Raw genomic sequence first — 21,873 nt, 5'->3', positions numbered from 1 at the left:
CTGCAGCACTTATACCAGTATTTAAACAAGTTACTATAAAAGATAAAATAAAGCAAACAGTTGTAAGTGAGTCTGCATTTAACGATGCAGTAGGAGCTATAATTGTAAGTACACTTCTTACAATAGTTACATCAGGAAGTTTTTCAGCCGGAGAAAGTGTAAAAGAGCTATTAGTAGCAGTTGTTGTAGGAGTTATAGTGGGGCTTATTATTGGATATGTATTCTCAGTTCTTATATGTGATAATAAATGGGGAATATTCCATTCATACGCACCTATAATATCTATACTTAAAGTTATATTAGCTTATGAAATAGCAACATATTTACATGGAAGTGGATATATGGCGGTATTTATAGTTGGACTTATAGCTGGAAATAAAAAATTATTTGGATTATGGGTGCCTGAAGAATCTTTCCAATCTGAACATCACTTTAGAGAGAGTGTAGCATCTTTATGTCGTATGTCAATATTTGTGGTATTAGGTACACATGTTGATTTAGGAGCACTAGCTCAATATTGGTTACCTTCTTTAATAGTAGTATTAGTTTTAATGTTTATTGCAAGACCACTAGTAGTATTAATTTGTACAGTGTTTGATATTAAAGCTAAATGGAAAATAAACGATAAATTATTTATGATGTGGGTAAGAGAAACTGGAGTTATACCCGCTGCTTTATCTGGGATAGTGGTATCAATGAAAGTTCCAGGATATGAGATAATATCTTCAATAGTATTTATGACAATACTAATAACTTTAATAGTTCAAGCTAGTACTACTAAGTTAGTAGCTAAAAAGTTAGATGTATTAGAGTTTAATGAAGAGAACTTAGAGCAAGAAAAAGCTGCATAAAAATTAAGTTAGGGTGTCTTTTTAGGCATCCTATTTTTGTTTTATAAAAAATAGGTTAAAATTATTATTGACTCTAACACTATGTAATACCTTAATATATTTTTAAGGAGGTAAATATGTATAAAGTAAATGAAGTTTCGAAACTAAGTGGAGTAAGTATTAGGATGCTTCACCATTATGATAAAATTGGAGTTTTAATTCCTAGTAAGAAAACTGAAAAAAATTATAGGCTATATAGCGATGAAGATATAAAAAGGTTATATCAAATTTTAACACTTAAAGAATTAGATTTTCCATTGAATGAAATTAAAAAAATATTAGATGATAAAAATTTAAATAAGAAAGAAGTTTTATCATTTCAAAAAGAATTGATATTAGAAAAAAGAAATAGATTAAATAATATAATTCAATCTATTGATGAACAAATAAATGATTTAGGAGGAAATAAGAGTATGAGTAAAAAAGATTTTAAAGTATTCGATTATGAAAAAATTAAACAGCACGAGGAAAAATATAAAGAAGAAACAAAGAGAAAGTATGGGGATAGTGATGCTTATCGTGAATGTAAACAAAAAACTAGTTCATATGGCGAAAACGATTGGAAAAAAATAAACGATGAGGCTAATAAAATTTATGAAGAATTGGCACAATTGATGGATAAATCTCCTGAAGATGAAGAAGTACAAATTGTGGTTGAAAAATGGAGAAATCATATAAGTGAAAATTTTTATGATTGTACAATAGAGATCTTTAGAGGCCTAGGAATAATGTATGTAGCAGATGAGAGATTTACAAAAAATATAGATAAGTATAAATCAGGATTAGCTCAATTTTTAAATGATGGGATTAATGTGTACTGTGAGAATCATATTAATTAAAAATATATAGTAACTGAAGAAATAGAAAGTGCTATGAGGTTAAATAAAAGTTAATTTCATAGCACTTTCTATTTGTTTTATAAAACCTTCATAGTAAAATATATGTAAAAGGATAATATAAAGGAGCATTTTATGGGAGATATTTTATTATTAGAGGATGATAGGTCTTTAAATAGGGGAATCAGCTTTAAATTAAAAAGAGAAGGATATAAAGTATTTACGACATTTAGTATAAAAGAAGCTAAAGATATATTTTTAAATGAGAAAATTGATTTGATTATATCTGATATTGGACTTCCTGATGGAGATGGCTTTGAGTTTTGTGAATATATAAGAACTATAAGTGATGTTCATATAATAATGCTAACTGCATTAGACCAAGAAGTTGATATAGTTACAGGGTATGATGTTGGAGCGGATGATTACATTACAAAACCATTTAGTTTAATTATTTTAATATCTAAAGTAAATGCAATTATGAAGAGAATTGGAAACTCTAGCAATGAAACCTATATAAGTTGTGATGGTATAACTTTTAACTATGTAGATAGCAAGCTTACAAAAGAAGAAAATGAAATAATTCTTAGTAAAAATGAAAGTAAGTTACTTAAGTATTTAATGGAAAACTCATGTCAAACTATAACTAAAGAACAATTGATGGAAGCGTTGTGGGATATTGATGGAAATTATGTAGATGAAAATACTGTAGCGGTGAATATAAGAAGACTTAGACAAAAGGTCGAAGATAACCCGTCTACTCCTAAATTTATAAAAAATATTAGAGGGATTGGATACACTTTTGAAAAGAGGTGTATTAAAAAATGATAGATTTATTAAGAAGAGAGCCAATTGTGAAGCGTATATCTATATATATGGGGATAGGATTAATAACAATTTTATTTATATTTAGCATAAATCAATATAATAATTTAAAAAACATATATCTAGAACAATTAAACATAAATAAAAAAATTGTAGGATCTATAGTAAGTGAACATCCAGAGCTTGAGGCAGATATAGTAAATAGTATATATATTAATGATAAAGACTACAGTGATTTAGGCGAGAAGGTATTGAAAAAATATGGATATGATAAAAATTATAAAATGATAGAAAATATAAATTTTCAACAACATATAAAGTATTTCCTGGTAAATAATTTAATTGTTTTTGTAGGAATCATAATATTAATAATATTAATAATGTGCAATTTGATGAAATATGTATTTAACAAATTAGATAAAGTGAGTAAAAATGTAGAATGTATAATTCATGGGAAGTACAATATAAAAGATGATTTTAAAGAAGAAGGTATATTCAATATAATTCATTCGGATTTAAATAAATTATCAAAAAGTATAAATATCAAAATTAAAAATTTAGATAAAGAAAAAGAAAATATAAAAGAGCTAGTAACTGATATATCACATCAACTTAAAACTCCATTAGCGTCTTTAAAATTATATAATTCATTATTATTAGAAGAAGATTTAGATGAGGAAGATAGGACAGAGTTTTTGAAAACAAGTGGTATGTCTATAAATAAATTACAAAGTCTCATTGAGTCTTTGGTAAATATATCGAGATTAGAAACAAGTATGATAAGTATAAAAAAAGAAAATAAAAACATAAAAGCCACAATTATTAAGGCTATAGAAAGTGTAAAGCCCAAAGCTATTAATAAATTTATATCTATTAATTTAAATGATTTTGATGATAAAATAGTACCTCATGATTCGAAGTGGACGGAAGAATGTATATTTAATATTTTAGATAATGCAGTTAAATATACTAACTTAAAAGGGGAAATAGATATATATGTTCAAGATGCTATAAATTTTATAAGAATTGATATAAAAGATAATGGAATTGGAATTGATAAAAATGAATTTAATAATATTTTTAAAAGATTTTATAGAAGTGAAGAAGTCCAAGACTTAGAAGGCTCAGGGGTTGGACTTTATTTAAGTAGAAAAATACTTGAAAGCCAAGGTGGAAATATAATTGTATCATCTCAAAAAGGTGAAGGTAGTAAATTTTCTTTGTTTCTTACGAAAGTGTAAGACTTTATGAAAGTGTTACGTAAGACTTAAAGCTTAATATTAAAGTATAAAAAGTAAGAAAAAGAAAAGGAGTAAACTATATGAGTATATTAAAAACTAGGGGCTTGAAAAAATATTATGGAGATGAAGAAAACTTAGTAAAAGCAATTGATGACAATAACATAGAAATAATTGAAGGAGAATTTGTAGCTATAGTAGGAAAATCAGGTTCAGGGAAAAGTACATTACTACATATGATAGGTGGGCTAGATAGACCGACAGATGGAAAAGTATTTATAGATGGTAAGGATATATTTTCATTAAAGGACGAATCTTTAGCTATTTTTAGAAGAAGAAAAATAGGATTTATATTCCAATATTATAACTTGATACCATCACTAAATGTTTGGGAAAATATAGTACTTCCTATAGGTCTTGATAATAAAACTGTAGATGAAGAATTTATAAACGATATAATAAATGCTTTAGGATTAAGTGATAAAAAAGAGTCACTTCCAAATACTTTATCAGGAGGGCAACAACAAAGAGTTGCTATTGCTCGTGCATTAGCAACTAGACCGTCTATAATATTAGCTGATGAACCAACTGGAAATTTAGATTCAAAAACATCAGATGAGGTAATGAGTTTACTAAAGTCTATGATAAAAAAATATAATCAGACATTAGTTATGATAACTCATGATGAAACTATAGCACAAATGGCAGATAGGGTTATATATATTGAAGATGGAAAGGTCTTAAAAGGCGGTGTTATAAATGATTAACACTTCTAAAATAGCAAAAAGTAATTTAAAACAAAATAAGTCAAAATCTACACTAATTATTATTACTATAATTTTAGCAACTACACTTTTAACTGCTGTTGGATTGACTTGTGCAGATTGGGATTTTCTAAATAAAGAAAATGTTAGGAAGTACTCAGGAACTCAACATGGAGTTTACGGCAAGATAGATGAGCAAAAATTAAAAGAAATTAAAGCTCATTCACAAATTGAAAAAATTGGAATTGTAAATAGCATAGGAAGTAAGGATTATAAAGATGAGACTAAAATAGGTATAGGATATATAGATAATAATGCTATAGAATTTAGTAGTAAAATTTTTATAGATGGAAAACTTCCAACTAAAAAAAATGAAATTGTTTTAGATGATTTAGCTTTAGAGAAAATGGGATATGAAAAAAAATTAGGTCAAAAGATTAATTTAGAATATGAGGATCTTGCAAAAAAGGGGATTACTAAGTCAGAGTTCATATTAACTGGAATTACAAAAGTAAATGAAATTTCTAAACTTAAAAAAATTTATTCAGGTATAGTATCGAAAGATTATATGGAATCAACTAGAGACATGGATAAAGAAATTTCAAATGTATTTGTAACTATAAAAGGTGAAAATAAATTATCTGGGGAAGAACTTATATCAAAAGTAGAAAAAATAGGTAAGGACTTAGATATACCAAAAGGTAGTATAAAAGTGAATGAAGATTATATAAATACCTTAAAGCCAGATACTCAGGTTATAATGTGGGGATCTACAATAGCAATAATAGTTATATTATCTAGTATATTAGTAATTTATAATATATTCTATCTATCAATAACAAGTAAAGTTCAGGAGTTTGGAAAACTTAGAGCTATAGGAGCTACAAAAAAACAAATAAAAGCAATTGTTTTAAAAGAGGGAATATTTTTATCTACAATAGCTGTACCACTAGGAATTGTATTAGGATATGTAATAAATAAATTTGTATTAGTAAATTTATTTTTTCACGGAGCAGATGTACAAAAACTTCCAATAATAATAGGTGTTATGGGCGTAAGTTTCTTAACCGTGTTTATATCTTTGTTAAAGCCTATGAAGGTTGCATCAAAAGTATCTATTGTTGATGCTGTAAGATATAGTGGAGATATAAAAATAAAATCTAAAACCAGAAAAGGATATAAATATATAAATATAAAAAGACTTTCTAATGCAAATTTAAAAAGAAATAAAAAACGTACTTATGTAACTATAATATCACTTTCACTAAGTGGGATAATATTTGTAGTTATGGCTAGTATTTTAAATTGTATAGATGCTGAAAAAATGGCAAAAAGACATTTCCCTTATGATATAAGTATAAACTTATCAGGATATACTTTTGGAGAAGAAGATAGTCCAAACACTGAATTTGATATTTTACAAACTAAAAACCCATTAGGTAAAGATTTTAGAGGCGAACTTTTAAATATGGATGGAGTTGTGAGTTTAGAAAGTGTAAACAGTGCTAAAGTAGAAGTTAATAATTTTGGAAATGAGTATAAATATCAGCAGTTATCGGGAATAGATGAGAAAGATTTAGAGGATTTAGAGTTTTATCTTGAAGATGGGAAAATAGATATTGAAAAGTTGAAAAGTGGAGATGAGATACTTTTCACATACCCAGAATTAGCAAAAGAGTTTGGTATAAAAGCAGGAGACAAAATAACTTTAACATTATATGATGGAAAAGATGAATTCGATAAAACATTTAAAATTCAAGCTATAACATCAGGGCCAGGCATTTTTACAATTCATGATGATGCATTTAAAAAGTTGTTTAAAACAGACACAACTGATAATTTAGGTATACATGTTGCTGAAGGCAGTTATGACGATGTAAAAGAATTTATTAAAAACTTAGATAAGTCAAATGAATATATAGACGCTAGATATATAGATCATGAAATAGAATCTAATAATATGATTATAGGAATGACTAAATCTATAGGGTATAGTTTGGTTATAATAATAGGGGTTATAGGATTTATGAATTTAATTAACTCTATGATAACTAGTATAATAACTAGAAAAAAAGAATTAGGAATGTTACAAGCTATAGGTTTAACAGATAAACAACTTATAAAAATGTTAAATATTGAAGCTATGTTTTACACAGGGACTATGCTTTTAAGTTCCTTAACATTAGGAAGTGGATTAGGATATATTGCTGTTTATGTTTTTAGAAAAACTGGAGCTTCTTATGCATCGTACGAATTTCCAATTATTCCTATTTTAATTATGGTTTTATGTATAGTAATTGCACAGTTAACATTAACTTATATAATAAGTAAGAATTTTAATAAAGAATCTTTAATTGATAGAGTTAGATATAACGAATAAAACAAAAAATGATTTATGTTAATTATGTTAAATATGTTAAGTAATAGTTAAATTGCTAGACTTATATAAAAATAAATACTAATATACATACAATATAGTTGCTTGGAACTATAATTATCTAAAGTGAAAGAAGGAATAATATTTATGAGCACCAGGAAAAAGATAAGTATAGCATCATTGTTAATAGCATTGGGGATTGTATATGGAGATATAGGAACATCTCCGCTATATGTTATGAAAGCTATACTAGGGACTAACGGAGGATATATTTCTGAGGAATTAGTATTAGGTGGAGTATCTTTAGTATTTTGGACATTAACGTTACAAACAACAATAAAGTATGTTGTTTTAACTCTTAAAGCAGACAACAATGGTGAAGGTGGTATATTTTCACTATACACATTAGTTAGAAAAAGAGCTAAGTGGTTAGTTGTTCCTGCTGTTATAGGCGGAGCAGCTCTCTTAGCTGATGGAATGATTACCCCAGCTATGACGGTAACTTCAGCTATTGAAGGTTTAAATTTAATATATACATTAAATACAGATACTATAGTAATAATCGTTATTTGTATATTGATATTTTTATTTTCATTTCAGAAATTTGGAACAAATAAGATTGGAAAACTTTTTGGACCTGTGATGTTCACTTGGTTTTTAATGCTAGCAGTATTAGGAATATCACAAATTATGAAATATCCACAAGTAATAAAAGCAATAAATCCATACTATGGAATAAAATTGTTAATAAATAGTCCAGGTATATCCTATATATTAGGTGCTGTTTTCTTATGTACAACAGGGGCTGAGGCGCTTTACTCTGACTTAGGTCATTGTGGAAGAAAAAATATATATTATAGTTGGATTTTTGCAAAAGTATGTTTAGTATTAAATTACTTAGGTCAAGGAGCGTGGCTTATTTTAAATGATGGAAATATGGTAAAAGATAATCCATTTTTCTTAATAATGCCAAGTTGGTTTATTATACCAGGAGTAATAATAGCTACACTAGCGGCTATTATAGCTAGTCAAGCTCTTATAACAGGAGCATTTACACTAATATCAGAAGCTATAAAGTTGAATTTATTTCCAAGACTTAGTGTTAGATATCCAAATGAAGAAAAGGGTCAAATATATATACCTTCAGTAAATTATTTAATAGGGATAGGATGTATATTACTAGTTTTACATTTTAAAAAGTCAGAACATATGGAAGCTGCATATGGACTTGCAATAACAGTTACTATGTTGATGACAACTATATTACTATCTCAATATGAAAAATATAATAAAAAAAGACGTGTATTAAGTTTATTTGTTTTAGTTGTATTTGGAGGAATAGAAATAAGCTTCTTATTTGCTAACTTATCGAAATTCTTCAAAGGAGGATATATAACATTAATAATAGGGTTAATTATAATACTTATTATGTATGTGTGGATTCATGGATCAACTATAAAAAGAAAGCACAATAGATTTAGTAAAATATTTGATCATTTAGATAAATTTGATGCAATAAAGAAAGATACAGATATACCTATATATTCAACTCATACAGTATATCTAACTCAGTCTCAAAATAGAAATTATGTAGAGAATAAAATTCTACATTCAATATTTAATAAGAGGCCAAAACGTTCAAGATACTACTGGTTCTTACATGTAAAGGTTACAGATGAACCGTATACAATGAATTATCGCGTTCATACAATACAACCAAATCAAATATTTAGTATAGAGTTTGAAGTTGGATTTAGAGTTGAGCAGAGAGTAAATGTATTTTTACGTGAAGTAATACAGGATTTAATTGCTTCGGGAGAACTATCATTTGATGTTAAAGATTATATGATAAATAATGATGAAGATAAAAATGTAGGTGATTTCAAATTTATAATTTTAGAAGAAGTAATTTCTAAGGAAAGTCAATTATCAAATTGGGATAATTTAATAATGAGTTTTAAAATATTTATAAAGAAAATCACTGTATCTCCTGAAAAATGGTTCGGTATAGATACAAGTATTGTTGAAGTAGAAAAAGTACCTATAACTATAGGTAGAATTAAAAAGATTAAACTTAAACGAGTAAATTAGAATATACAAGCATTAAAAAATTATGGAGTCTTCAAAATGTAATTATTTTGAAGACTCCATAATTTATTTAACAATAATCTGACTCATCATAATTAAGAAGTTTATTTAAAACCCTTTTTATAATATCATAACTAAATCCTTTATAAGCTAAGTGTTGAGAAATTTTTTGATATACTTTATTTCTATCTTCATTTTTCACGCGTTCGTATCTCTTTTTAGCTAAATGCATTGCATTTTCAAACTCTACATCACTATTTATATCAGATATAACAGAATCTATCGTATTTCTATCAATACCTTTATTATATAAGTTTTGCTTTATTCTATTTTTACCACACTTATTAACTTTTAAGTTTGTATTTGTTATTCTCTGAGCAAGATCTTCATCGTTTACGAAATTATACTTTCTTAAGAAGATTAGAACTTCATCTATAATATCCTCATCAAAGTCATTTGATAATTTACTTATTATATTCTTTTCTGATTGAGGTGCTTTGGAAAGTATTGATAAAGCCTTGTTTTTAGCTTTTATATACATTTCATCATGTAGTAAACCTTTTAATACATCTTCATCGATTTCCATTCCTTTTTTCAGATTTAACGTAAAAACTAGTTCTTTGTAAATTCCCATAAAAAACTGTTCATTTAAATATATGTTAACTCTATCTTCATTTTTTTTCTGAACTTCTATTTTTGTTATTATAGACATAAATACCTCCTTTAAAAAACTTAACTTAATTCATTTTAAGTATGTACAAAATTATACAGTAAAATATAGAATAATTGTATCAAAGAAGTTAAAATTAATGATACAATAAAAGTATAAAGGACAAAAGGAGATTTTTAATGAGAATTGATGAATTAGTCTTAAAGGCGAAAAATTTTAACAACATAAAGTCAAATTTTCATAAAATGGGAAATGAGAATGTAAATATAGGTATAATGGGAGGAACTTTTGACCCTATACATTATGCACATTTAGCAACAGCAGAATATGTAAGAGAAACTTACAATCTTGATAAAATACTTTTTATACCAACTGGTAACCCACCTCATAAATCAAAACTAAGAACGGATAAAAAAGATAGATATAATATGGTTTTATTGGCTACAATGAATAATGATGATTTTGTAGTTTCGGATATGGAGATAAATAGAAATACTAGAACTTATACAATAGATACTTTAAAAGAATTACATAAAATTTATCCAAATGCTAATATATACTTTATAACTGGAGCTGATACTATTTGCGATATGGAAAGCTGGAAAAATGTTGGGGAAAATTTTGAGTTAGCAACTTTTATAGCAGCAAATAGACCGGGAATAAATTCTAATGAAGCTAAAATGAAAATAGAAAGATTAAAATCTAGATATGATGCTAATATAAGGTCAGTAAATGTTCCTTCGCTGGATATATCGTCAACTTATATAAGAAACCATATAAAAAAGGGTAAATCTATTAAATATTTAATACCTGAATGTGTGGAATCTTATATTTATGAAAAAAAAATATATACAAATGGAGTTGAATAATTTTGGATTTGCAAAATTTAATAATTAAATTAAATGAAATGCTACCTAAAAATAGAATGTTACATTCTGAAGGTGTTGCTAAGTGCGCAGTAAAGTTAAGTAAGATATATGAATATGATGAAAAAAAGGCATATTTAGCAGGTATACTTCATGACTGTGCAAAGTATTTAAGCCAAGAACAAGTTGATTATTATGTAAAAAAATATGAAATATACTTAGATGATTATGAAAAAGAAAACTTAGCATTGTCTCACAGTATAATAGGATCAGTTTTAGTTAGACATGAATTTTTTATAGATGATTTAGATATAGTAACTGCTGTTAGGTATCATACTACAGGAAGATCTAATATGGACATGCTAGAAAAAATTATATACATAGCTGATATAATTGAAGAAAATAGAAATTATCCTGGAGTAGAAGAACTACGAGAGTTAGCTTATAACGGGCAAATGGATAAGGCATTATTACAATCTTTCGATAACACTATAAAGTTAGTAATAGATAGAAAACAAATAATACATCCTAGAACAATAGAAGCTAGAAATTTTATTTTAGAAAAATAAATAATTTTTATAAAATAAATCACAATAAATATAAATAAACAATAATATAGAATTAACAAATTGAAGAAGTGAGGATAATACTGATAAGTAGTCAATACTAAGAATATAAATTTAGTATTATGAAGTTAGTTTTTTGTGGTATAATATAAAAACGCAAAAAATAAGGAAGGTAGGAACTTAATATGACGACAGTAGAACAAATGGTTAAAGTTATATATGATGCTATTGATGATAAACTAGGTAAAGATATATCTATAATAAAAGTAGGAGAAGTATCAAGTTTATGTGATTACTTCGTAATAGCTACAGCAGGATCTACAAGACAGGTAAAAGCTATAGCTGATAATGTAGAAGATGAACTTACTAAGTTAGGTATAGAATCAAGAGGTAAAGAAGGATACGAGACACAAGAGTGGATACTATTAGACTTTGGAGATATAATGGTTCACGTATTTAATGAAGAAAATAGAGCATACTATAACCTAGAGAAAATGTGGAAAGATGCTCCATATGTTGATGTTGACACATTAGCTTAATAATTATATAATAATAAGATATAATTAAAAATCAAAATAGACTAGAGTAGTAAAATTAAATTTAGATTTCAGAGAGCTAGTGGATGGTGTGAACTAGTATTAAATTGATTTGAACTTGCTAGAGATAATCTATTTAACCGTAGTTGGTATAAAGACTAGTACGAGAGGATTATTTTTTAAAAATAATCAATTAGGGTGGTACCGCGAGTAATATCCTCGTCCCTAAACATTAATTTGTTTAGTGACGGGGATTTTTTTATACGTGTATATTGGTCAGCGAAGATGTTAGATTAGTTGATGACGAAACACTTAAAGTCTAAATGACTTTGTGTGAAGGAAACAACCAATCTAACAACGAGCGACCCACACGAAACAAAAAAATAGGAGGTAAAAAAATGAACGTTTATAAACCAAATGAAGTTGAAGCTAAATGGCAAAAAACTTGGGATCAAAATGATCAATACAAAACTGATACTAATGATACAACAAAACCAAAATACTACACATTAGAAATGTTACCATACCCATCAGGTAAAATACACATGGGGCACGTTAGAAACTACTCTATAGGTGATGTTATAGCTAGATTTAAAAAAATGCAAGGTTACAATGTTCTTCATCCAATGGGATGGGATTCATTCGGGCTTCCAGCTGAAAATGCAGCTATAAAGCATGGAATACATCCTCATAAGTGGACTATGGAAAACATAGAAGACATGAAGGGTCAATTAAAATTATTAGGACTTAGCTATGATTGGGATAGAGAAATAGCAACATCTACTCCAGAGTACTACAAGTTCACTCAAGAAATATTCTTAAAGTTCTTAGAGCATGGATTAGCATACAAGAAAAAATCTTTTGTTAACTGGTGCCCATCTTGTGAAACAGTTTTAGCTAATGAGCAAGTTGTTCAAGGAGCTTGTGAAAGATGTGATTCAGTAGTAGTTAAAAAAGACTTAGAACAATGGTATTTTAAAACTACTCACTTTGCAGAAGAGTTACTTCAAGATTTAGATACTTTAGATGGATGGCCAGAAAAAGTTAAAACAATGCAAAGAAACTGGATAGGAAAAAGTACTGGAGCTGAAATAACTTTCGATATAGATGGAAGTGATAAATCAGTAACAGTATTTACAACTAGACCAGATACAGTACACGGAGTTTCTTATATGGTTTTAGCTCCAGAGCATGATTTAGTTAAAGAATTAGTTGCTGGAACTGAGTATGAAGACGCTGTAGAAAAGTTTATAACTAAAATGTACACTATGAGTGAAATAGAAAGAACTTCAAGCGACTTAGAAAAAGAGGGAATGTTCATAGGTAAACATGTTATAAATCCATTAAACGGACAAAAAGTTGAGCTATGGATAGCAAACTATGTATTAGTTGACTATGGAACAGGTGCAGTTATGGCAGTTCCAGCCCATGATGAAAGAGATGCTGAATTTGCAGCTAAATACAACTTAAACGTAGTTGAGGTTATAAATGAAGACAACATAATGGTAAACTCTGGTGAGTTTGATGGAATGGAAGCTTCAAAAGCATTTGATGCAATAATAGAAAAAATAGAAGAAATGGGAATAGGAAAGAAAACAGTTAACTATAGATTAAGAGACTGGTTACTTTCTAGACAAAGATATTGGGGATGTCCAATACCTGTAGTATACTGTGATGAGTGTGGATTAGTACCTGAGAAAAAAGAAAACTTACCTGTATTATTACCAACAGATATAGAATTTACAGGTAAAGGTGAATCACCACTTACTACATCAAAAGAGTTTATGAATGCTACTTGCCCATGTTGTGGAAAGCCAGCTAGAAGAGAAGTAGACACAATGGATACTTTCGTTGATTCTTCTTGGTATTTCTTAAGATATATAGATGCTCAAAATACTAACGAGCCATTTAGTAAAGATGCAGTTAACAATTGGATGCCAGTTGATCAATATATAGGTGGAGTAGAGCATGCTATAATGCATTTACTTTACGCAAGATTCTTTGTTAAAGCATTTAATGAAATGGGAATGTTAGATTTCAAAGAACCATTTAAAAACTTATTAACTCAAGGTATGGTTTTAAAAGATGGAACTAAGATGAGTAAGTCTAAAGGAAATGTTGTATCTCCACTTGAAATAATAGACGAGTACGGAGCTGATACTGCTAGATTATTCGTATTATTTGCAGCCCCACCAGAAAGAGATTTAGAATGGTCAGAACAAGGTGTTGAAGGATGCTTTAGATTCTTAAACAGAGTTTATAGATTAGTTGACGAATTAGCTGATAAAGCTAAATGTGATGCTACTTTTGGTGAATTAACTAAAGAAGATAAGGCTATGAGATTCACTATAAATGCTACATTAAAGAAAGTAACTGAAGACTTAAATGAGAAGTTTGGTTTCAATACTGCAATATCTGCATTAATGGAATTAATAAACGAAATGTACAAATACAAAGAATTAGAAACTAGAAATGATGCAGTTATAAAAGAAGCTATAGAAACTATAGTTACAATAATAGCTCCATTTGCTCCTCATATAGGTGAAGAATTATGGACTATGATAGGCAAAGAAGGAAGTATATTTGATATATCTTGGCCAGTATATGATGAATCTGCGTTAGTTAAAGATGAAGTTGAAGTTGTAGTTCAAATTAATGGTAAAGTAAGAGGAAAATTAAGTGTAGCTGCTAATATATCAAGAGAAGATATGCAAGAAGCTGCAATGAATGATGAAAAGATAAAAGCTTTAGTAGAAGGAAAAACAATAGTAAAAGTAGTAGCTGTTCCTAAGAAGCTTGTTAATATAGTTGTAAAATAATAAAAAAATTCGCTAGAATAAAAAAAGGTCTTTTTAAAAAAGACCTTTTTTTATTTACATAAGTAATCAATCTAACTAAAAAAATAAGGTGATTTTTAAATTTAAAATGAAAAAATCATTAAAAATAAAATTAAATTAAAAAAAAATAAAAAAAAATTTAGGGGAAAAATAACAGGAAAACAGAGGAATCAACACATTTGTAAATTTTTTGACAAATTGAAAAATTCCCAAAAAATGTTTTCCTGTTGATTTTTGATGGGAAAGTATATACAATAAAGATGTCAAACAATTATAAATTAAATCTAAACATTATGGGAGTGAGTAAAATGACAAGAGTTACATTACAAGATGTTAAAGATGCTAGAGAAACTATAAAAGACATAGTTAAAACAACTGATTTGTTAGAAAGCGTTAAGCTAAGTGAAAAGACTGGGGCAAACGTATATTATAAATGTGAAAACTTACAAAAGACTGGTTCTTTTAAAGTAAGAGGGGCTTGTAACAAAATAGCAAGCTTAACTGATCAAGAGAAGGCAAACGGTGTTATAGCATCAAGTGCTGGAAACCATGCACAAGGGGTTGCACTTGGAGCTAAATTAAGTGGAATAAAAGCTACAATAGTAATGCCAGCTACTGCACCACTTGCAAAAGTTACTGCAACTAAAGGATATGGAGCAGAAGTAGTTCAAGAAGGTTTAGTATATGATGATGCATATGCAAAAGCTGTTGAAATACAAAAAGAAACTGGAGCAACTTTCTTACATCCATTCAATGACAAATATGTTATGGCTGGACAAGGAACAATAGCTCTTGAAATATTTGAACAATTAAATTCAAATGTTGACACTATATTATGCCCAATCGGTGGAGGGGGAATAATAGCTGGTATAGCAACTGCTGCTAAAGCTTTAAACCCAAATGTTAAAATAATAGGTGTTCAAACTGCTAACATACCATCAATGAAAGAATCTATAGAACAAGGACATGTCACAACTGCATTTAAAGCTACTACAATAGCTGACGGTATAGCAGTTAAAACTCCTGGGGATCATACTTTTGAAATAATAAAAGAGTTAGTTGATGAAGTAATAGTAGTTGAAGAAACTGAAATAGCACAAGCTATGTTATTCTTAGTAGAAAACCAAAAATTAGTATCAGAAGGTTCAGGGGCAGTATCAACAGCTGCATTATTAAGCGGAAAATACAAACCAGCTAAAGGTGAAAACGTTGTATGTGTAATATCTGGAGGTAACGTAGATGTTAACACATTATACAGAGTTATAGGAACTGCATTAACTTCAGAAGGTAGAAGATATGCATTCAAAACTAAAATACAAGATAAGCCAGGCGGATTAGCTGAGTTAACTCAAATAATAAGTGGATTAAATGCAAACATATTAAATGCAAATATGACAAGACCACCAAAAGAAACTCTTGGAAGTTTATATCTTGAAATAGAATTAGAAACATTCGACCAAGCTCATATAGATAAAATAAAATCAGCAGTAGAGTCTGCAGGGTTTGCAATAGAAGATTAATTTATGATATAATGGGTATATAATAAAAAAGTGAAATTATGCTTGCATAATTTCCACTTTTTTACTATATCCTGTATACAATATATACAATTTAGTAGTATAATATTACTGAAAAAAGTATAATATAAAAACAAAACCTATATATAAAGAAGGAGAGATTGATTATGAAACAAGTAATACATACAGAAAAGGCTCCTAAAGCAATAGGACCATACTCTCAAGCTATAAAAAATGGAAACATGGTATTCGTATCAGGACAAGTTCCATTTAACCCAGAAACTATGGAAATAGTTGAAGGTGGAGCAAAAGAGCAATCTGCTAGATCATTAGAAAGTTTAAAAGAAATATTAGCTGCATCTGGAGCAACTTTTGCAGACGTAGTTAAGACTACAGTGTTCATAAGTGATATGAATGATTTTGCTGAAATAAATGAAGTATATGCTTCTTTCTTCGGTGAAAACAAACCTGCTAGATCTTGCGTAGAAGTAGCTAGATTACCAAGAGATGTTAAAGTTGAAATAGAAGCTATAGCTATAGTAAAATAATAATAGACTTTAGAATGACCATACCTCTTTATAGGATGGTCATTTTATGAGTTAAGCGACTATTGGAAATCATTTACAAAACAAAAGAAAAAAGACAATTTGATGAAAAGAGGTATTATTAATGGCTAAAGATTATAGTGTATTTGATGTCGTAGGACCAAATATGATAGGTCCATCAAGCTCGCACACTGCAGGTGCTGCAAGATTAGGGAAAATGGCATTAAAAATAGCAGGGAAACCTGTTAAAGATGTTAAGTTCTATTTACATGGATCATTCGCAGAAACATATAAAGGACATGGAACAGATAAAGCATTAGTTGGTGGTATATTAGGATTCCAACCAGATGATGCTAGAATAAGAAATTCTTTTGATTTAGCTAAAGAATTAGGTGTGAGCTTTGAATTCATTAAAGCTAACTTAGGAGAAAACGAACATCCTAACACAGTTAAAATGGAAATGACTTTAGAAGATGGGTCTAAAGCAGAAGTTAAAGGAGCATCTATAGGTGGTGGAAACATTATACTTACTGAAATGGACGGATTACCACTTGACTTTAACGGTTCTAGACCAGCGGTTATACTTGAAATAAAAGACATACCAGGAGCTGTATCTTTCGTAACTGGACTTCTTGCTCATAACAACAAGAATATAGCAAATATGTCTACTAATAAGCCAGCTGGAGCTGAGTATACATTTGTTACAATAGAAACAGATGAAGCTTTAGATGTTGATGTATTAGATCAATTAAGAAAATTTGAAGTTATAGCGAAAGCTGTAGTTTTAGACAAATTCTAATGAGTAAGGAAGGGTGACAGAATATGAAATACAACTTTACAAGCGGAGCAGAATTAATAGAAAAATGTAAAGAATTTAACATGACTATAGGTCAATTATGTTTAGAAAGAGAAGCTGAATTAAGCGGACTTTCTAAAGAAGAAGTAAGAGAAAAAATGGCTGTTAGCTTAGATATAATGAAAAAAGCTACTGAAAGAGCTGTAACAGAAGATATAAAATCTGTTGGAGGTTTAATAGGTGGAGAAGCTAAAAAATTAGAAAATCACAGAAGCACTCAAAAAACAGTTTGTGGTGGACTAATGAATAAAGCTTTAGCTGCTGCAATGGGAACAATGGAAGTAAATGCTTCTATGGGTCTTATAGTTGCTGCACCTACAGCTGGTTCTTGTGGTATATTACCAGGAGCTATAGTTACTATAGGTAAAGAATATGGATTCAGTGATGATGAAATGTTAGATGCATTATTTACAGCATCAGCTATAGGAGCTATAATAACTAGAAATGCAACTGTTGCAGGAGCTGAAGGTGGATGCCAAGCTGAAACTGGTGCTGCAGCTGCAATGAGTTCTGCTGGTATAGTTGAGTTAATGGGTGGAAGTGTAGAAGCTGCTGTTGCTGCTGCATCTCACTGTTTACAAAATGTAATGGGATTAGTTTGTGATCCAATAGCAGGTCTTGTTGAAGTTCCTTGTCAAGGAAGAAATGCTATAGGTGTTGCTAATGCTTTAATATCTGCGGAACTTTGTTTAGCTGGAATATTAAATATAATACCATTTGATGAAACTGTTGAAGCTATGTATAAAGTTGGTAGAGGTCTTCCAATGGAGTTAAGAGAAACTGCATTAGGTGGAGTTGCTGCTACTTGTACAGGAAACTGCTTAACTAAGAAAATATTCGGATAATAAAAAAGAGGCTATTAGCCTCTTTTTTTAATGTCTTCTTCTACGATTTTTTTTATTTGAATACATATTGCTCTTTTTCTTTGCATATATGTTTTTTCTTCTTTTCTTTCTTCTTACTTTCTTTTTAACTAAAACTAATACAATGAAAAGTACAATTATTAAAATTGCACCAATTATAATTGATTGGAAGCTTTTTACTATTGGATTGTTCAATATTGATGAAAATACATTGGTAACATCATTTTGAGCTATTAGAGGAATGTTTGAAACAGGATTTTTACCTTTATCCTTATAAACCTCTAATGTACCTACAGTATCACCTTTTTTTATTGGAAGCTTTATATCATTTAAATTAGCCTTAGCTTCAAATGTAGGAGTCGTTTCACCTTTATTAATAACTGTATAATAACTATACTTAGGTGCGTATTCTAATTTTCTTCCTTTTGCATACCATATAAACTTAGAGTCTACAAAATCATTTTTCTCAATCGCTTTTTCAGATTTGAAGTTATCAAACCCATAATCTAAAAGAGTTTTACTATCTGTATATAAGTTAGGTTCACCATCTGCTTTAAATACAGCAGCAACTAATCTCATATCATCTTTTTTGGCGCTAGAAAGTAGACATTTACCAGCGTCATCTGTATATCCAGTTTTTATACCATCTACTATGTCATACTTAATATCTGTATTTTGTCCTTTATAAGGAATAGTAGTAGTTCCTGTTAAAAATTTGTTTGTGTTAGTGAATGTTCTTTCTGGTGATAAATTTGTAGCTGGTACTTTTATTGTTTTTTTATTTACTATGTTTCTAAAATCTTCATTATTCATTGCTTCTCTTGCCATTAAAGCCATATCATAAGCTGATGTGTAATGTTCAGGGTCAGGTAATCCATTTGGATTATGGAAATGAGTATTCTTAGCACCTATCTTTTTAGCTTCTTCGTTCATTAAGTTTGCAAATTCTGGTATAGATCCGCTAATATGTTGAGCTAAAACAACAGCTGCATCATTTCCAGAAACTAAAAGTAAACCTTCTAATAGTTGCCTAACTGTAACTTGCTCCCCTGGAACTAAATACATACTTGTGCCACCTACAGTTCCTATATTACCAACAGTTACAACCTCATCTAGGTTTTTGGCATATTTTAATGTAAGATAAGCAGTCCACATCTTAGTTGTAGAAGCTGGGTATAAATTTGCATTAGAATTTTTTTCATATAAAACTTTTCCACTTGTGTAATCCATTAAAACTGCATATTGAGCAGATATATTAGGAGGTGGTGTTTCTGCGAATGAAATATTACCAAATGCAAATAAATTAACAAAAGTTATTATGAATGATAATAATACTGATACTTTTTTAAACATTTTTTGTCCTCCGATTGTAAACTTATATTTTAGTATAACATATTTATGTCAATAATCAAATTTGAAGGAGTGATAAAATGAAACAGAAGAAAAAATTTATAATAATAATAGTGATTATTGCCATAAGTTCAGTTTTTTTAATTAAAAATAATAAATTTATAGAAAAAAATGATTCTTATGTTGTAAGTGGTGCAGAAAGTGAAAAATCTAATTTAGAAAATAATGATATTGAAAAAAATGATAATAATCAAGGAGATTTCTCAAAAATAGAAAATATTGAAGATGTAAAAACTATTGATAAAACTGAAAATATGACTAAAAAAATTAGTATTTATATAAGTGGAGCTGTAAATTCTCCTGGAGTTGTAGAACTAAAAAGTAATGAAAGATTAATGGAAGGCGTAAAGCTTTGTGATGGACTTACTGATGAAGCTGACACAAATAGAATTAATTTAGCTATGAAAGTTAAAGATGAGGGGCACTATATAATACCTAAAGAAGGTGAAGAAATAGAGGTTAATAATTCAAATGAAAATGTTGAAAATAACAACAATAATGGTAATAATAGCACTGAAGGTGACAATAAAAAAATAAACATAAATGGTGCATCTAAAGAAGAATTAGATTCATTACCTGGAGTTGGAGAGGTTACCGCACAAAAAATAATAGATTACAGAGAAGAAAATAAGGAGTTTAAATCAATTGATGAAATAAAAAATGTTAAAGGTATAGGAGAAAATAAATTTAATGATTTGAAGGATTATATCTGTATTCAATAAATGCTAATTATGATATTATTAGTTATGTAATGCTTTAAAGAAAGGAGACATAATTATGGAAATGATGAAAAGACTTACAGATATGACAACTTCAGGAGGGTGAGCCGCTAAAATAGGGCCAGAGGTACTGGCATCGGTATTATCTCAATTACCTAAAAATACATCGGATAAAAAAGAAAATTTATTAGTTGGACTTGAAACTTCAGATGATGCGGCTGTTTATAAATTAAATGATGAAACAGCTTTAATTCAAACTTTAGATTTTTTCACTCCAATGATAGATGATCCGTACATATTTGGACAAATAGCAGCATCTAACTCATTATCTGATGTTTATGCTATGGGAGGAAAGCCTTTAGTTGCCATGAACATAGTATGTTTCCCAGCATGTCATGATATGAATGTACTAGCAGAAATATTAAAAGGTGGAATGGATAAGGTAAAAGAAAGTGGAGCTTTATTAGTTGGAGGACACACTGTTGATGATAAAGAACCTAAATATGGGTTATCAGTATCAGGAACAGTACATCCTGATAAAGTTTTATCTAATGCAACTGCAAAAGTAGGGGATAAACTAGTTATAACTAAGCCTATAGGAGTAGGGATATTAAATACTGCTATGAAAGAAGGTTTAGTAGATGAAGAAACTTCTAAAATCGTAGTTGAAACTATGGTTCATTTAAATAAATATGCAGCTATGAGCTTTGATAATATAAAGGTAAACTCAGTTACAGATATAACAGGATTTGGACTTTTAGGACATGCATTAGAGATGGCAAAAGCATCAGAAGTTAGTATAGAACTAAATGCTAATGAGATTCCTATATTAAATGGTGCTATTGACATGGCTAAAATGGGAATAATACCAGCTGGTATGTATAGAAATAAACAATATATATCAAGTAATGTTAAATTAGAAAACATAGAAGAAGCTATGGAAGATATATTATATGACCCTCAGACATCAGGAGGATTACTTATTTCTGTAGAGAGTGATCTAGCAGATATATTAGTAGAAGATATGAAGAAGAATGGGTCTATAGAAGCTAAAATAATAGGAACTGTTGTAGATAAAAAAGAAAAGTATATAACAGTAAAGTAATGACTTAAGGGGAGAGGAACTTTAATGAATAAAAGAGAATTATTTGCTCAATTACCTTCAGTGGATGAGATGTTAAACCAAGAAATTATAATAAATGCGTTAAATGAATATCCAAGAAATATTTTACTTGAAGGTATAAGAGAATCTATAGAAGAAAAAAGAAGAGAAATAGTAGAATTAAAAGAGGAAAATTTTGATAAGTTTGATTTAACTATAGATGAAGTAGTAAAAAACACAATTAATAAATGCAATTTAAAATACTCATTATCATTAAAGAAAGTGATAAATGCTACAGGAACAGTGCTTCATACAAACCTAGGAAGATCACTTCTTAGTGAAAGTATAAAAGATGAGCTTTGGGAAGC

19 protein-coding genes, 1 pseudogene and 1 other annotated feature are annotated in these 21,873 nt (G+C 28.8%); of the genes and pseudogenes, 18 read left to right on the top strand and 2 right to left on the bottom strand.

The window, feature by feature from the left end; genetic code table 11:
• The 7 genes from ACRDDE_RS12820 to ACRDDE_RS12790 all read left to right on the top strand — a co-directional run.
• On the top strand, positions 1-851 hold an 851-nt coding region (locus tag ACRDDE_RS12820), incomplete at its 5' end, for a cation:proton antiporter domain-containing protein (protein WP_438627829.1).
• 116 nt (positions 852-967) lie between these two features.
• A complete protein-coding gene (locus ACRDDE_RS12815) occupies positions 968-1,729 on the top strand; it encodes a MerR family transcriptional regulator (protein ID WP_438627827.1) in 762 nt (253 codons plus the stop codon).
• A gap of 132 nt (positions 1,730-1,861) precedes the next feature.
• A complete protein-coding gene (locus ACRDDE_RS12810) occupies positions 1,862-2,554 on the top strand; it encodes a response regulator transcription factor (RefSeq protein WP_438627825.1) in 693 nt (230 codons plus the stop codon).
• Positions 2,551-3,792, top strand: a complete 1,242-nt coding sequence (locus tag ACRDDE_RS12805) for a sensor histidine kinase (RefSeq protein ID WP_438627823.1) — start codon at positions 2,551-2,553, stop codon at positions 3,790-3,792. Before ACRDDE_RS12810 ends, ACRDDE_RS12805 begins: the two co-directional genes overlap by 4 nt.
• A gap of 80 nt (positions 3,793-3,872) precedes the next feature.
• Positions 3,873-4,556, top strand: a complete 684-nt coding sequence (locus tag ACRDDE_RS12800) for an ABC transporter ATP-binding protein (protein WP_438627821.1) — start codon at positions 3,873-3,875, stop codon at positions 4,554-4,556.
• Entirely contained in the window at positions 4,549-6,933 is a 2,385-nt protein-coding gene (locus tag ACRDDE_RS12795; protein ID WP_438627819.1) for an ABC transporter permease, read from the top strand. Before ACRDDE_RS12800 ends, ACRDDE_RS12795 begins: the two co-directional genes overlap by 8 nt.
• A gap of 144 nt (positions 6,934-7,077) precedes the next feature.
• Entirely contained in the window at positions 7,078-9,021 is a 1,944-nt protein-coding gene (locus ACRDDE_RS12790; protein WP_438627817.1) for a KUP/HAK/KT family potassium transporter, read from the top strand.
• 67 nt (positions 9,022-9,088) lie between these two features.
• Here the strand turns inward: ACRDDE_RS12790 and recX are convergent, their stop codons facing one another.
• Entirely contained in the window at positions 9,089-9,730 is a 642-nt protein-coding gene (gene recX / locus ACRDDE_RS12785; protein ID WP_438627815.1) for a recombination regulator RecX, read from the bottom strand.
• Between the two features lie 137 nt (positions 9,731-9,867).
• On the opposite strand from recX, the gene nadD reads away from it, so the two are divergent.
• The 8 genes from nadD (at position 9,868) to sdaAA (ending at position 18,256) form a co-directional block, all read left to right on the top strand.
• Positions 9,868-10,557: a nicotinate-nucleotide adenylyltransferase gene (gene nadD / locus ACRDDE_RS12780; RefSeq protein ID WP_438627813.1), complete on the top strand. Its 690-nt coding sequence runs from the start codon at positions 9,868-9,870 to the stop codon at positions 10,555-10,557.
• Between the two features lie 2 nt (positions 10,558-10,559).
• Positions 10,560-11,123: a bis(5'-nucleosyl)-tetraphosphatase (symmetrical) YqeK gene (gene yqeK, locus ACRDDE_RS12775; RefSeq protein WP_438627811.1), complete on the top strand. Its 564-nt coding sequence runs from the start codon at positions 10,560-10,562 to the stop codon at positions 11,121-11,123.
• Positions 11,124-11,305: 182 nt separating this feature from the next.
• Positions 11,306-11,659 (top strand): ribosome silencing factor, encoded by a 354-nt coding sequence (rsfS, locus tag ACRDDE_RS12770; RefSeq protein WP_234248429.1) that lies wholly within the window; start codon positions 11,306-11,308, stop codon positions 11,657-11,659.
• A 31-nt stretch (positions 11,660-11,690) separates the two neighbouring features.
• Positions 11,691-11,886, top strand: a binding site (T-box leader).
• Positions 11,887-12,054: 168 nt separating this feature from the next.
• Positions 12,055-14,475, top strand: coding sequence for a leucine--tRNA ligase (gene leuS, locus ACRDDE_RS12765; RefSeq protein ID WP_438627808.1), 2,421 nt, complete (start codon positions 12,055-12,057; stop codon positions 14,473-14,475).
• A gap of 326 nt (positions 14,476-14,801) precedes the next feature.
• Positions 14,802-16,013, top strand: coding sequence for a threonine ammonia-lyase (ilvA, locus tag ACRDDE_RS12760; protein WP_021432067.1), 1,212 nt, complete (start codon positions 14,802-14,804; stop codon positions 16,011-16,013).
• Between the two features lie 161 nt (positions 16,014-16,174).
• Positions 16,175-16,558, top strand: coding sequence for a RidA family protein (locus tag ACRDDE_RS12755; protein ID WP_438627831.1), 384 nt, complete (start codon positions 16,175-16,177; stop codon positions 16,556-16,558).
• Positions 16,559-16,679: 121 nt separating this feature from the next.
• Positions 16,680-17,354: an L-serine ammonia-lyase, iron-sulfur-dependent subunit beta gene (sdaAB, locus tag ACRDDE_RS12750; RefSeq protein ID WP_438627806.1), complete on the top strand. Its 675-nt coding sequence runs from the start codon at positions 16,680-16,682 to the stop codon at positions 17,352-17,354.
• A gap of 23 nt (positions 17,355-17,377) precedes the next feature.
• On the top strand, positions 17,378-18,256 hold the full coding sequence (gene sdaAA, locus ACRDDE_RS12745; protein ID WP_438627804.1) for an L-serine ammonia-lyase, iron-sulfur-dependent, subunit alpha: 879 nt from the start codon (positions 17,378-17,380) through the stop codon (positions 18,254-18,256).
• A 27-nt stretch (positions 18,257-18,283) separates the two neighbouring features.
• On the opposite strand, the gene ACRDDE_RS12740 is transcribed toward sdaAA, so the two are convergent.
• Positions 18,284-19,627, bottom strand: a complete 1,344-nt coding sequence (locus tag ACRDDE_RS12740; protein WP_438627802.1) for a D-alanyl-D-alanine carboxypeptidase family protein — start codon at positions 19,625-19,627, stop codon at positions 18,284-18,286.
• 77 nt (positions 19,628-19,704) lie between these two features.
• Here ACRDDE_RS12740 and ACRDDE_RS12735 point away from each other — a divergent pair, with 77 nt between their 5' ends.
• The 3 genes and pseudogenes from ACRDDE_RS12735 to ACRDDE_RS12725 form a co-directional block, all read left to right on the top strand.
• A complete protein-coding gene (locus ACRDDE_RS12735) occupies positions 19,705-20,406 on the top strand; it encodes a helix-hairpin-helix domain-containing protein (RefSeq protein ID WP_438627800.1) in 702 nt (233 codons plus the stop codon).
• A 55-nt stretch (positions 20,407-20,461) separates the two neighbouring features.
• Positions 20,462-21,508: a selenide, water dikinase SelD gene (selD, locus tag ACRDDE_RS12730; protein WP_438627798.1), complete on the top strand. Its 1,047-nt coding sequence runs from the start codon at positions 20,462-20,464 to the stop codon at positions 21,506-21,508.
• Positions 21,509-21,532: 24 nt separating this feature from the next.
• Positions 21,533-21,873, top strand: a pseudogene (locus ACRDDE_RS12725) (L-seryl-tRNA(Sec) selenium transferase); the annotation flags it as partial.

The organism is Paraclostridium sp. (assembly GCF_051656405.1).
In the GTDB taxonomy this organism is placed as follows: domain Bacteria; phylum Bacillota; class Clostridia; order Peptostreptococcales; family Peptostreptococcaceae; genus Paraclostridium.
The sequence above is the reverse complement of the archived record's forward strand: the minus strand, read 5'-3'. Positions and strand labels throughout refer to the sequence as shown.

Excerpts from the sequence above, each read along its gene's own strand:
- ACRDDE_RS12815 (WP_438627827.1), top strand. The coding sequence starts at position 968 with ATGTATAAAGTAAATGAAGTTTCGAAACTAAGTGGAGTAAGTATTAGG.
- rsfS (WP_234248429.1), top strand. The coding sequence starts at position 11,306 with ATGACGACAGTAGAACAAATGGTTAAAGTTATATATGATGCTATTGAT.
- ACRDDE_RS12735 (WP_438627800.1), top strand. The coding sequence starts at position 19,705 with ATGAAACAGAAGAAAAAATTTATAATAATAATAGTGATTATTGCCATA.
- ACRDDE_RS12805 (WP_438627823.1), top strand. The coding sequence starts at position 2,551 with ATGATAGATTTATTAAGAAGAGAGCCAATTGTGAAGCGTATATCTATA.
- recX (WP_438627815.1), bottom strand. The coding sequence starts at position 9,730 with ATGTCTATAATAACAAAAATAGAAGTTCAGAAAAAAAATGAAGATAGA.
- leuS (WP_438627808.1), top strand. The coding sequence starts at position 12,055 with ATGAACGTTTATAAACCAAATGAAGTTGAAGCTAAATGGCAAAAAACT.
- ACRDDE_RS12740 (WP_438627802.1), bottom strand. The coding sequence starts at position 19,627 with ATGTTTAAAAAAGTATCAGTATTATTATCATTCATAATAACTTTTGTT.
- ilvA (WP_021432067.1), top strand. The coding sequence starts at position 14,802 with ATGACAAGAGTTACATTACAAGATGTTAAAGATGCTAGAGAAACTATA.
- sdaAB (WP_438627806.1), top strand. The coding sequence starts at position 16,680 with ATGGCTAAAGATTATAGTGTATTTGATGTCGTAGGACCAAATATGATA.
- sdaAA (WP_438627804.1), top strand. The coding sequence starts at position 17,378 with ATGAAATACAACTTTACAAGCGGAGCAGAATTAATAGAAAAATGTAAA.
- nadD (WP_438627813.1), top strand. The coding sequence starts at position 9,868 with ATGAGAATTGATGAATTAGTCTTAAAGGCGAAAAATTTTAACAACATA.
- ACRDDE_RS12810 (WP_438627825.1), top strand. The coding sequence starts at position 1,862 with ATGGGAGATATTTTATTATTAGAGGATGATAGGTCTTTAAATAGGGGA.
- ACRDDE_RS12800 (WP_438627821.1), top strand. The coding sequence starts at position 3,873 with ATGAGTATATTAAAAACTAGGGGCTTGAAAAAATATTATGGAGATGAA.
- ACRDDE_RS12790 (WP_438627817.1), top strand. The coding sequence starts at position 7,078 with ATGAGCACCAGGAAAAAGATAAGTATAGCATCATTGTTAATAGCATTG.
- ACRDDE_RS12795 (WP_438627819.1), top strand. The coding sequence starts at position 4,549 with ATGATTAACACTTCTAAAATAGCAAAAAGTAATTTAAAACAAAATAAG.